Source organism: Lacipirellula limnantheis (assembly GCF_007746075.1).
Classification (GTDB): domain Bacteria; phylum Planctomycetota; class Planctomycetia; order Pirellulales; family Lacipirellulaceae; genus Lacipirellula; species Lacipirellula limnantheis.
The window spans coordinates 6,132,513-6,145,040 of sequence record NZ_CP036339.1 but is presented as its reverse complement, the minus strand read 5'-3'; the positions used below and the strand labels follow the sequence as shown (position 1 = coordinate 6,145,040).

At 64.1% G+C, this 12,528-nt stretch carries 10 protein-coding genes; 4 read left to right on the top strand and 6 right to left on the bottom strand.

The window, feature by feature from the left end; all coding sequences use genetic code 11:
* Positions 1–79 precede the first annotated feature (79 nt).
* Together I41_RS24025 and I41_RS24020 are read left to right on the top strand one after the other, a co-directional pair.
* Positions 80–1,147, top strand: a complete 1,068-nt coding sequence (locus tag I41_RS24025; protein ID WP_145435565.1) for a glycosyltransferase family 9 protein — start codon at positions 80–82, stop codon at positions 1,145–1,147.
* A 2-nt stretch (positions 1,148–1,149) separates the two neighbouring features.
* Positions 1,150–1,932 carry a glycosyltransferase family 32 protein gene (locus I41_RS24020; RefSeq protein WP_145435564.1) on the top strand — a complete coding sequence of 261 codons (783 nt, stop codon included), beginning with the start codon at positions 1,150–1,152 and terminating at the stop codon, positions 1,930–1,932.
* A 230-nt stretch (positions 1,933–2,162) separates the two neighbouring features.
* Here I41_RS24020 and I41_RS24015 read toward each other — a convergent pair whose 3' ends face one another.
* Complete coding sequence (locus tag I41_RS24015; RefSeq protein WP_145435563.1) at positions 2,163–3,185, bottom strand: hypothetical protein; 1,023 nt, start codon at positions 3,183–3,185, stop codon at positions 2,163–2,165.
* Between the two features lie 263 nt (positions 3,186–3,448).
* The gene (gene xylA, locus I41_RS24010; RefSeq protein WP_145435562.1) at positions 3,449–4,759 is read right to left on the bottom strand and encodes a xylose isomerase; all 1,311 of its coding nucleotides are present in this window, start codon (positions 4,757–4,759) and stop codon (positions 3,449–3,451) included.
* Between the two features lie 423 nt (positions 4,760–5,182).
* On the opposite strand from xylA, the gene I41_RS24005 reads away from it, so the two are divergent.
* Together I41_RS24005 and I41_RS24000 are read left to right on the top strand one after the other, a co-directional pair.
* On the top strand, positions 5,183–6,106 hold the full coding sequence (locus I41_RS24005; RefSeq protein ID WP_168207125.1) for a peptidylprolyl isomerase: 924 nt from the start codon (positions 5,183–5,185) through the stop codon (positions 6,104–6,106).
* 99 nt (positions 6,107–6,205) lie between these two features.
* Positions 6,206–7,036, top strand: coding sequence for a dienelactone hydrolase family protein (locus tag I41_RS24000; protein WP_145435561.1), 831 nt, complete (start codon positions 6,206–6,208; stop codon positions 7,034–7,036).
* 158 nt (positions 7,037–7,194) lie between these two features.
* Here the strand turns inward: I41_RS24000 and I41_RS23995 are convergent, their stop codons facing one another.
* The 4 genes from I41_RS23995 to I41_RS28370 form a co-directional block, all read right to left on the bottom strand.
* Complete coding sequence (locus I41_RS23995; RefSeq protein ID WP_145435560.1) at positions 7,195–8,724, bottom strand: outer membrane protein assembly factor BamB family protein; 1,530 nt, start codon at positions 8,722–8,724, stop codon at positions 7,195–7,197.
* A gap of 204 nt (positions 8,725–8,928) precedes the next feature.
* Positions 8,929–10,959, bottom strand: coding sequence for a metallophosphoesterase (locus I41_RS23990; protein ID WP_145435559.1), 2,031 nt, complete (start codon positions 10,957–10,959; stop codon positions 8,929–8,931).
* Positions 10,960–11,124: 165 nt separating this feature from the next.
* A complete protein-coding gene (locus tag I41_RS23985) occupies positions 11,125–12,129 on the bottom strand; it encodes a PEP-CTERM sorting domain-containing protein (RefSeq protein WP_145435558.1) in 1,005 nt (334 codons plus the stop codon).
* A gap of 257 nt (positions 12,130–12,386) precedes the next feature.
* The gene (locus I41_RS28370) at positions 12,387–12,521 is read right to left on the bottom strand and encodes a hypothetical protein (RefSeq protein ID WP_261342461.1); all 135 of its coding nucleotides are present in this window, start codon (positions 12,519–12,521) and stop codon (positions 12,387–12,389) included.
* Positions 12,522–12,528: the final 7 nt, after the last annotated feature.

Genomic DNA, 12,528 nt, shown 5'->3' with positions numbered 1-12,528 from the left:
AACTTCAATTGCCGCTAGCGAACCCCTCCGTTACACTCGCACCCCTCACTACAGCGGCGCCCAACGATGGAGCGAAGGGATGCGCCTCGGGATCTTTCTGCCCAATTGGATCGGCGACGTGGCGATGGCCACGCCCGCCATCCGCGCCCTGCGCAAATATGTCGCCGCCGGCGAACTGATCGCCGTCATGCGCCCCTACGTCGCCGAAGCCCTCGGCGGCAATCCCTGGTTCGACGCCGAGATCCTGTACGACAAGAAGTCGTCCGCTGCCGCCGACCTCCAATGGCCCGCCGTGCAGCGGAAGCTGCGCGACGCGAAACTCGACGCCGTGGTGCTGCTGACCAACTCGCTCCGCACGGGCTGGATGGCCTACCGTAGCGGAGCCCGCGAGCGCATTGGCGCAGTCGGCAACCTCCGCACGCCGCTGCTCACCGCCCGAGTTTACCCCGCCAAGCAAGGGCTGCGTGCGCTGACGCTTCCGCCGGTTAGCGGCTACCTCCAGGTCGCCTACGCCGCCGGTGCGTCACCCGAGTCGCCCGCCCTGGAACTCTTCACCACGCCCGCCGACGAGGAAGCAGCCGATGACGTTTGGCGTCGACTGAACCTACCCGCCGGCGAGCGCGTCGTCGTGCTCAACACCGGCGGCGCTTTCGGCGCGGCGAAGGACTGGCCCGCAGCCCACTTCACGCAGCTGGCCCTCCGCTTGTCGCGCGAGTACGGTCTGCATGTGCTGTTGAACTGCGGCCCCGCCGAACGCCAGGCCGTCCGCAATATCGTCGCCGAGGCGCGCGACGACCGCATCACCAGCCTCGCCGACGAACAGTCGTTGCCGCTCGGCCTCACCAAGGCTGTAATCCGCCGCGCGCGGCTGCTCGTCACGACCGACAGCGGTCCGCGCTTCTTCGGGGTCGCCTTCGGCGTGCCGACGATTTCACTCTTTGGCCCGACGAGCGTCGCGGCGACGCGCACCGGCGCCGCGCACGACGTCGGCGTCTCGCTTGGCCTGGCGTGCCAACCCTGCATGGCCCGCACCTGCCCGCTCAACCATCACCGCTGCATGCGCGACCTGTCGGTCGACCGCGTCTGGTCGGCCGTCGCCGCAGCCCTCGCTGCTCCGCCCATTACTTTGCAACAGGACGCCGCGTAATCATGGACAATCACGATATTCTGTCGATGAAGCCGATCAGCATCGTCGCCGAGGGCCGTTTCGACGGCCAGCCGCGGCCGACGAAGATTCCGCAGATCATCCACCAGGCGTGGACCGACGAGAATCTGCCGAAGCGGTGGGCCCACTGCATCGCCAGCGTGCGGCGGTTCCACCCAGGATGGGATTACAAGCTCTGGACGCACGACGGATCGCTCGCTTATGTGCGGCAGCATCACCCGCGGCTCTACCCGATCTTCGCCGGCTTCAATCGCGAGATGATGCGCTGCGACCTGATGCGCTACGTCGCGATGCACGACATTGGCGGCCTGTACTGCGACCTCGACTACGAATTTATCCGCCCCTACAACTACGCCGACGCCGATCTGGTGCTCGGCTACGAGCTGGAGCTTGCGATGGGCGATTGGAAAGAAGCCCTCGCCAGCTGCATGTTCGCCTCGGCGCCGGGGCACCCGCTGTGGCGCGACCTCATCGAGTACGTCATCGAGAGCAAGCCGGTCTCGAATACCGAACGCGACATTCTCAATCTCACTGGCCCCGGGCTGCTGACGAAGATCTTCTTCGAGAATCGCCACAACTACCCGCCGATGACGGTTCAACCACGGCTTGTCTTCAGTCCCTACCGCATGCGCGGCAGGCACGAACGGCAGACGCTGCTCAACAATGGCGTGACCATCGGCATCCACCACGCCTTCGGCAGCTGGAAGCAACGTTGGAAGCTCAGCCACATCAAACGCAAGCTCGGCTTCGGCAAACGCGCCGCGTAACTAGCCGCGGGTCAACGACCCGCCGGTGCGGCGAGATTCAAGACTAACCACCAAGGCACGAAGGGCACAAAGACGCACCAAAGCAGAGAAGGAAGGACATGGTCAGGAGGGCAGGTTTCGTCGCCTAGTTTTTCGCGCGTCCCTTTCCCTACATTCCTTCGTGTTTCTTGATGATCTTCGTGCCTTGGTGGTTAATCTTTCTCGCCGCTGCGGCCGGTCGTTGCCGGCGACTACAGCTGCGAAACGAACCTTTCCAGCAGCGCGGGCCGTCGGCTGGAGTAGGCGCCAAATCGCAGATACTGCTCCAAGTGGGCGACGTTCTCTTCGCCAAGGTCGGGACGACGCTCGCTGAGCTCAATCGCCTCCCGCACCGCCGGCAGCACCGACGCGCCGTCGGGCACGTGAATCATATTGACCGTTGGCAGCGGCACGAGCATGTCGCGCTCGCGATAATCGATCGTCACCACGACGCCGCCGGCGTAGAGACATTCGTAGTGTCGATAGCTCCACGGCACGTTGCCGCCGGGGGCGAGTAGCGCGCGGCTTCGTTGCATCGCCCGGTAGTACGTCGCGAAGCCGACCTTGTCCTCGCGGTGGAGCAGGTCGTGAAAGTCGCCGTACGACGACTCGATCCGACCGCGTGCGCCGTCGCAAATCTCAACCAGCCCCCCCCACAGCCGCAGCTCCGGCGCATCGCGCACGATCTCGCTCAGCCAATGGAAGCGCTGGTCCATTTTCTCCACGCGACCGTCGACGTAAATCCGCGTCTCGTTCGGCCGACCGACGAAGGCCACGTCGTACGTCCGCGCCGGCCGGCGCGTCCAGCGGCGTGCGAATCGATCGACCGCCACCGCCGCGGTGAATCGGCCGTAACGCCGGATCGGCAGCATGCCCATCCGCAGGCGATGACGCCAGGCGCGCTCGAACCACGGCTTCAAATAGCAATCGGTCCGTTGCCGCAGCGTCGCCTCCTGCTCCGGGGTCCACGCCAGTTCCTGCTGATCGAGATAGTCGAATGCCGCCAGCCGGCGACAAGAGGCGCCGAGCCGTTGCAACTCTTCTGGCGAGAAGGAACTCGGCAGACCGACGAAGATCGTCTCAGCGACCGCCGGGCCGCGTCGCCACTGCTCAGGCGTTTGCATCGCCACGGCGCGGCGACCAAAGTAAGTCCGCAGAAAGCAGGCGAGCGTCTGGCCGCGTACGCCGCGGCCAGCATTCGTTCGATCGGCTGTGATGACAAGCCAGTCGACCACCGGGGAGATGCTAGTTGCTGGATGCTAGATACGGGAAAAGTGGCGCCGCACAATATCCAGCATCCAGGTACCACTAACCAGCCCAGTTTTCCGTAGCCACGGCTCACCGAGCCGCCGGAGCGGACGTAGAAAAAATGGGGAATGCTGAGTGCTGAATACGGAATCGGGAGGAATCGCGAGCAAACTGTTCCATCGGAACGCACCCCATTACCCATTCCCGATTCGCATTCCGCTCCAGCCATTCGTAAACTGGCGGCCGCCGGCTACAGATACGTATTGATCAGATTCTCAATCATCTCCTGCCGCCCGCTGCGGTTCGAGGCGGCTTCGCCTTTCTCCAGCATCAACTTCTCCAGCGATGCCAGTGAGTGCTTGCCACCCTCGATCTCCGCCCCCAGGCCGCTGTCCCAACTCGCGTAGCGCTCCTTGACGATCCCCGCCAGCTTGCCGTCAGCCCGCATCGCCGCGGCGATCTTCAGCCCCTGGGCGAAGGCATCCATCCCGCCGATGTGGGCGTAGAACAGGTCGATCGGCTCGAAGCTTTCGCGCCGCACCTTCGCGTCGAAGTTGACGCCGCCGGTGGTGAAGCCGCCGTATTTCAGCACTTCGTACATGCACTGCGTCGTGAGGTAGATGTCGGTCGGGAACTGGTCGGTGTCCCAGCCGAGCAGCATGTCGCCCGTGTTGGCGTCGATCGAACCGAGCGCCCCGGCTGCCCCGGCGACTTGCAGCTCATGCTGCATCGTGTGGCCGGCAAGCGTCGCGTGGTTGGTCTCGAGGTTCAGCTTGAGATGATCTTTCAAGCCATACTCGCGAAGGAAGTTGAGGCAGGCCGCCGCGTCGCTGTCGTACTGGTGCTTGGTCGGTTCCTTCGGCTTCGGCTCAATGTAGAACTGACCTTTGAAGCCGATTTGCTTCGCGTAATCGACCGCCATATGCAGGAACTTCGCCAGGTGATCGAGTTCCCGCTTCATGTCGGTGTTCCAGATGCACTGGTACCCTTCGCGGCCGCCCCAGAAGGTGTAGCCGACGCCGCCGAGCTCGTGCGTCACTTCGAGCGCCTTCTTCACCTGTCCGGCGGCGTAGGCGAAGACCTCGGCGTTCGGGCTCGTGGCGGCGCCATGCATGAACCGCGGATTGCTGAAGAGGTTCGCCGTGCCCCACAGCAGTTTAATCCCGGTCCGTTGCTGCTCTTCCTTGAAGACTTTTACGATCGCGTCGAGATTCTTGTGGCTCTCGGCAAGCGTCTTCCCCTCGGGCGCCACGTCGCGATCGTGGAACGCGTAAAACGGCGCGCCGAGCTTCTCGATGAACTCAAACGCCACGCGGGCCCGGTTCTGCGCGTTCTCCACCGTGTCGCTGCCGCTCTCCCACGGGCGCACCGCGGTGCCGGGGCCGAAGGGATCGGAGCCGGTGCCGCGGAAGGTGTGCCAGTAAACGACGCTGAACCGCAGATGGTCGCGCATCGTTTTGCCTTCGACCTTCTCGTCGGCGTTGTAATGCCGAAACGCGAGCGGGTTCTTGCTCTGCGGACCTTCGTACGGAATCTTGCCGATTTCAGGAAATGCAGCCATGGCGATTGATGAGTAAGGTGAGTGAGTAAGTGAATGTTTGCGTAAATGAATAGGTAGCTGCGGGCCGACCGTGGCGCCGCCGCTCAATGGCCGGCCGGAGCGGAGCTGATCAAGCGCGAATGCTGAATGGGGGAAGACCTACCCTCGGGGGTCGGCCGCGTCTATTCCCCATTCCCCATTCGCCATTCCCCATTCGAAAAGTGTCCACGCCGCCAGCGGCGTGAGGATTTTAACAGATGCGCAGCCCCTCGCCACGCCCCGAGCCCAGTTCGTGGACAGCCCCGCAGGCCGCGACTACCCTAAATGAACGGCCCCGCGGGCCCTTTTTCTTTTTCCGGAACAGAAGTTCGCCGCCGCAATCGCAAAGGTTTTCTGCGTGATTGCGACGTCGTCGCGATGCAGCCCGTTGAGCAGGCACCTCTGATGTCGTTCAAATCATCCTTTCGACGCTCGCTGCAGACGTGCGTCGTCGTCGCCCTAGCGCTGCTCGCGACGTCCCGAGGCGACGCGACCGTCGTGCGCTTCAACTCGGTGCTCGGTAACATCGACGTTCGTCTCTACAACACGGCGACGCCCCTCTCGACGGCAAACTTCCTGAACTACGCCACCGGCGGCGACTGGGTCGACACGTTCATCCACCGCAGCGTTCCCGGGTTCATCGTGCAGGGCGGCGGATTCACGTTTCCCACCGGCGCCACCAGCCCGCTGAGCGTTCCCCAAGACCCTCCCGTCCTCAATGAGCCGGGCATCTCGAACCTGCGCGGAACCATTGCGTTCGCCAAGATTGGTCCCCCGGCCGGACAGCAGCCCACGCCGACGACCATCAACAGCGCGACGAACCAGTGGTTCTTCAACCTCGCCGATAACTCGGGCAACCTCGATTCGCAGAATGGCGGCTTTACGGTGTTCGGTCGCGTCGTCGGCAACGGCATGACGGTCGCCGACGCCATCGCGGCGCTGCCGCGAGTGAACGCCGGGAGTCCATTCGACACATTGCCCGTACGCAACTTTTCCGGCGGCAACATTACGAAGGCGAACTTGGTCACCTTCAATACGATTCTGCCTCTCAATCTCCCTAACGGCGACTACAACTTCGACGGCAAGGTCGATGGCGCGGACCTCGCCGTCTGGAAAGCCGACTTCGGTTCAACGACGAAGGCCGAGGCCGACGGCAACGGCAACGGCAAGGTCGACGCCGCCGATCTGCTGGTCTGGCAACGTAGCTTCGGCCAGAACTTCGGCGCCCCCGCTGCGGCCGCGGTCGCCGCCGTCCCCGAACCTGCCGCGGCGACCCTCGCCCTCCTCGCCGCCGCCGCTTGCGGCTTGGCGCGCCGGCGCCATCGCTAGATTCTCTCCAGCTTCTCGCCGCGGTACACTACTGAGCGGACGCCGTATCGCGCTCGGCCCTGCGCCGAGACTCATTGAACCACTCGGGAGGCACACATCATGCGTTCGTTTCACCGTTTCGCGCTCCATGTCGCCATCGCCTTGTCGCTCGCCGCCGCCGCTGGCGGCTTAGCGCGCGCCCAGGCAACCGACCCCGTTCAAGAGCGGCTCAACAACACCCCCCGCCATCACGAGTGGGTCGAAATCGAAACCCCTGCCGGCCGCAAGGTAAAGACCTTCGTCGTTTTCCCCGAGGTGAAGGACAAGGCCGCCGCCGTCATCATCATCCACGAGAACAAGGGGCTTACCGATTGGGAGCGGATTGTCACCGACCGCCTTGCCGAGGCGGGCTACGTCGCCCTCGCTCCTGATCTGCTTAGCGGCACGGGCCCCGACGGCGGCGGCACCGCCGCGTTTGCCTCACGCGACGCGGCCACGCAAGGGATCTACGCCCTCAAGCCCGACCAGGTGACCGCCGATCTCGACGCCGTCGCCGCCTACGCCAAGAAGATCGAAGCCGCCGACGGCAAGATCGCCGTCATCGGCTTCTGCTGGGGGGGCGGCAAGTCGTTCGCTTACGCCGGACACAACCCCGACGTCGCCGCCGCGATGGTCTGCTACGGCACGGCGCCCGAAGACGAAGCCGCGCTCAAGTCGATCAAGGCCCCCGTCTACGGCTTCTACGGCGGCAACGACGCCCGCATCACGTCGCAGGTGCCGCGCGTGACCGAAGCGATGAAGAAGCTCGGCAAGACGTACGAACCAGTCGTCTACGAAGGCGCCGGCCACGGCTTCCTCCGCGCCGGCGAACAACCGACCGCGAGCGACGACGACAAGAAAGCCTTCGCCGAGGGTTGGGAACGCGTGAAGAAGATCCTTGGCGGCCTGTAGCCCCGGGCATCGCCCGGGGGTGGCGCAACGTTGGACGACGCTTTCCGGAATGGCAACCGACCCCCCCGGCGTAGCCGGGGGCTGAAGTGATAACCGACGTGATCGGAGACATACCACGCTGGCCGGGCTCTCGCGGCCAGCGTGCTTTTTTGTCAAGCTTACTTCCCCACGCAATAAAGCTTCTTGCTCGAGCGAATGAACAACTCCCCGTCGCTCGCTGCCGGCGTCGCGCTGAAGTCGCCGTCGTCGCTGGCGAACTTGTTCACCGCGAGTTGCTTGAACTCGCGTCCCGGAGCCAGCACATAGGTTTCGCCGCCGCGGCGGACAAAGAAAATCTTGCTATCCGCCGCGATCGGCGACGAGTAATCCTGCTGCCGCATCCCGCCGCGGCCGCCCCCGCCGAAGCCGCCGCCGCCGAAGCCGCCGCCAAACCCGCCGAACTCACGCGGGTCGGCAAAATCGCCGGGCCGGCCAAAACCCTCGAACGCCGGTTTCGCGGCCGGCGCCTCTCCGGGGGCGGCTACCGTTGCCCGACTCTGCTCTGCTGCCACTTGGCCAGTCGCGGCCTCTGCTGCTGGCGTTTCCGTCGTTTGCGGCGTCGCTGCTTGCTCCGCCGGCGGCTTCAATCGCTCTTGGTAGATGCGCTCGCCGGTACCCGCATCGAAACAGGTCGCCACGCCGTTGTTGATGCTGTAGAGGAGTCCGTCGAAGCAGATCGGCGTCCCAATCCCGCCACGGTAATTGTTGTTCCACGCGACGTGGCTTTCGGTGACGTCTCCCTGGCCGCCGGAGCGAACAGCCATCGTGCCGCTGTCGCGACCCCCGACCATGTAGACGACTCCCTTGTCGGCCACGGCGCTGGAACTCATCGATCTCGATTCCGGCCCGACCGCGTACCACCGTATCTTGCCGGTGTCGGGCGCCAACCCCCAGATCTCGGCCGGCGTCGCAATCACCAATTCCTCGGCTCCGTCGGCGCCCTCAACCATCAATGGCGTTCCCCACACCCCTTCTAAGAGCGCCGCCTCGCGCCGCCAAACTTCTCTCCCGGTCTTCTTGTCGAGCGCCACCAGCGACGCGTCTTCCGACGTAGCCGGTACGATCACCAACTTGTCCGTCAGAATCGGACTTGACGCCGTCCCCCAGCCGCTCGGGTCGGTTCCTGCGCCCACAGTAGTTCGCCAGAGCTCGTTGCCCTCCATGTCGTAAGCCCGCACGCCGTCGAGCCCGAAGAACGCGTAGATTCGCTCGCCGTCGCTGACCGGCGTGTGCGACGCATAACCGTTCTCGGTGAACATCCCGCGGAATGGCTCATCGGGCGTCAGGGGTTCGATCGTATTGTGCCACAATTCCTTTCCCGTCTTCCGGTCGAAGCAGAGCAGGTGTCGTCGCAAATCGTCCGGCGGATTCTCGCCACTCCACGCTGTGACGATCACTCGATCTCCCACGACGATCGGCGACGACTTGCCTGGTCCCGGCAACTCGGCGCTCCATTTGAGGTTCTCCGTTTCGCTCCACTCGGTCGGAATCATCCCTGAGTCTCGGCTGACGCCCGAGCCGTTCGCGCCTCGGAAGCGGGGCCAATCAGCCCCCCACGCCGGCTCCATGGCGGCCAGCAGCGCGAGTCCACCGACCGCGACCGCCATCAATCCATCAAGACGACGCCATTGGCCAGCTGAATTAGGCATGAAACGGCCCTCAGAGTTAGCAATGCGAATGATGGCTCAGTCGCCATCCGTGCGCCCAATGAACCCCACGCGCGGCGCAAAGTTTCGCCCCGCGTTTCGGCGATGCTCATACGACAGAATACCGTCCAGACCGGGAGGTATCAGCGCGAATCAGAACGCTGGCCCGGCGTCGGTCGCTGCTTCCCCGCAGGCGCGATCGTCAGCTCACCCCGTTGGCCGCGACCCCAGTCGATGCGCCAGTCCCGCGAGCACCAGCAGTCCCTGAACCGAGGCCAGCAGCGTCCCCGGCTCCGGCGTCAAGGCGTTCACGGCCGTTGCCGCGATTCCCCCGGCGCCATAGTGCGACTTCCAAATCGCCAGGTCCGCCTGCTCCACGACGCCGTCGTCGTTTCCGTCCGCAGCCAGGTCGGTCGTCGATCCGAGTTGACGCTGCCAGACCAGGAAGTCATCGCCGTCGACGACGCCGTCGTAATCAAAATCCCCCGGCACGATCGGCGACAGCCGAATGTCGTAGAAGTTATCAGGCGACGTATCCCACTGATTCAGAAACGGCGAGTACGTTTTGACGTGCACCGTCATCCCGTCGGGATCGAACTCCAAGAGCCGAATCCAGCCGTTGCCGCCGTTGGCCATGTTCTGCGGATCGACCAGCAACTCATGGACGCGATTGCCGTTCACTCCCGTATCGAGGTGATACTTGAACTGATCGAAATCCTCGAACTGATGCCCCGAAAGAAACAGCGAGACGTTCGCGTGATTCTTTACCAGCGCGTTCCACAACGTCTCCGCATCTTGTCCGCCGTACGCGGCGCCGTTGTAAATGCTATCAATTTGCGTGCCCGTGCGCAGCAACTCGTCGCGCGACTGATCGTGCGTGTGCCCCGGGTTCTCCGGATCGGCGGCGTTGTTGAATCGCTCGCCGCCGTCGTACATGTAGGCGTGGGTGTCGAGAATCACTCGCCGGTCGGGATTCGCGGCGATGACGTCGTTGGCCCACGCCACGACGTTGTTCCCTGCGGAGATGTCGATCGTCACGATCAAAAACTTCTGCCCGTTCGCTTCGAACTTGTGAGCCGTGTTCCGCATGTCCCACGTCGGCTGCCCGGGCACTTCGAAATGGTCGACCAGCGTCGGCTGTTGGCTGTACGGCGAACCGGGCCCGAAACGGCTGACGAAGTCGAACTGCGAGCCGATGTCGTGGTTGCCGCGCACCGTCGCGTAGGGAATGACGCCGTCGAGCTTCGACAGCGCCGCCCGCGCATTATTCCACTGGTTGGTCGCATCGCCGTTGACGATGTCGCCGTCTTGCACGACGAACTGAATATTGCGGGCCGCCTTGTTGTCGACCAGCCACTGCGTCACCTGGTTGAAGATCGCCGGATAGTCCGAACTGTAATTCTGCGTGTCGCCGACAAAGGCGACGGTGAACGCCCCCGGCGTCAGCGGGGCAGGGGGCGTCGCGATTTGCTTGCCCGGCGTCGTCGCTCCGCCTGCGTGGACGGCGCCGAGATTGGCAATCGCGCCGTCGCTCAGCACGCTGTCGACGAAGCGAAAACTGCTCAAGAAGCCGAGCGACGTTTCGCCGTCCTCATCCGCCAGGATGTCGAACTTGCCGCCGGTTATGTCCCACCGCGCGCCGGCCGCCGTTTGCGTGCCGACGAGGTTGCCGTCGATGTACTTCTTCATCGTCCCGTCAGCCGCGCGCGTCACCGCGAGACGATTCCACTGAATGTTGCCGCGCCCGTTTGAGACGGTTCCGTGGTACGCCCCCGAGATGCCGATTCCATCGTTCGGATTGATGAAGAACTCGCCGTCGCTCGCGTTGGTGACGTCGGTCTGATAGAGCGACTGCCAGCTATTCCAACTCGGTCCAGGGCGGAACAAGTCCCACACCATCGTGTAATTGCTCACGGTGGCGCCGCCGTTGTTGAGATTGATCTCCAGCCCCTGCGTCGGCGTCGTCGGCTGGAACCGCATCACCCCCGAACGATCGCCGAACGGCATCGGCAATCCCAGGTCGTGCTCCGACGCAAAGAAGTCGACGTTCGCGGTTCCCATGTCGCCGCGATAGCTCATCGTCGCCGAGCCGAGCGTCGCCGTCAGGTCGCCGTCGAAGTCCCACAGCGCATCCAGCGCATCCGCCCGCCGGGCGCCCAGGCCGCCAACCAGCAAAACCGCCAGTGCCAGCGACCAGACGAAACAAGCGCAGCGGCGCCCAAAGCTCAAACACGTCATCGCGACAACCTACAGCGAGTCGGGGCGTCTCGCCTCCGGCGGCGAGATCACTGCGCTTGATTCTAAACAGGCCGTCACCGCTCTGCAGCGATAGCGCCCCGTCATTCGGCGCAAGTCGATCCGCGTCCACGGCAATGAGCGCCGCAGCGAGTCATTTTCCCGCCGCTACAGCGTCTGTGCGCGACGCCCGCGGCGAACTCCCAGCATGGCGCCGATCACTGCCGACGTCATCAACAAAGCAGTCGCCGGTTCCGGCACCGCCCCGATCGCCGGTCCGCCATACGCCCCTTGCCAAGTGGCGAGGTCGCCCGGGCTCAGCGGATTGGGCGAACCGCCGCGCTGCCAGACCAAGAAGTCGGCGCCATCGACCTTGCCGTCGTTGTTGAAGTCGCCGGCCACCGATTGTACCAGCGAATACGTGGCAACGAACGTGCCGGAGAACTCGACTTCCGGATTCGCGCCTTCGCTCAAGATAAACTGCAGCGGCAACGACAGCGTCGCCACATTGCCCGCCACCGAGTAGCTGGCTGTCGCGCTGGCGGAATTGGAGCCCGTCTCATCCGTGAGATCTTGTACGCTAGCGTCATCGCCGAAGGCGCCTGAACTCAAGTTCCCGTAGTAACTCCCTTGGGGGACTGTGATGCCCACGCCAAGCCCCGAGAACTGGCCCGCCGAGACGGGAATCGGGTCGGAATTGAGCGACAGGACCACGTCCCGCACGGCGCTGTAAAGCACGGCGACGCTAGGACCTCCCAAATCGATGAAGAACCCGTAATTGGCGGGCGCCGCCAAGCCCGGCGTGGCGTCGCCTTGAATATCCGGATCGCCTGCCGAGCCCCCGTCCAGATCGGGCAGCCAGCTGCCGCTATTCGCCGCCGCTGCGGTGGCCGAGATAAACTTAATCGAGGTCGGGCTGGTCAGATTGTCGACGTCGACCGTGATCGTGCCGCTATAGGTTGTGGTCAAACTCGTGTTGCCGGGATCCTGCGCCAACATCGGAGCGCCGACCGCGTTGAGAAAAGGCGCCGCCAAGAGCGAATTCGATCCCTGGAGTTGAAAATCAACCTGCACCGCAGTGGCGCATTGCGTGGCGAGCAGGCATGCCGTCAGGCTCAATGACATGACGGCGCCAGACTTCAGCAAACGACTCACGAGCGGCAAGCGACCCATTTCAATTCTCCTCCGGCGATCGCCGGGTGCGGTTGGACTCTCGGTGACAATCAAACGATGCGCTGGGCGACGGGCCAGGATTAGCTTGCGGCCGCTTCGACCGCTGGCGATGCAACAACTCGGGCCCGAATTATCACGGCGCCGACGGCTCGGGCGAGCAGCAGATCGAGCGCAAACTCATCGCCCAGCGATGCGAGCTATTGAAGCGCGGGGCGACTGGCCGAACCAGATCACGGCCTAATGTTCCTGATCGTACTTTAGACTCGGGCCGAGGGGCGGTCAATCTGATTGTCCGCCGGCCCCCCCTGTGCGGGTTCGCACAGGGCCGCTGGCACGCCGAGCGGCGACAGGCCGCTGGAGCGGCGGTCGGCGGCATGGATGGAATTCTCCATGAGCAAG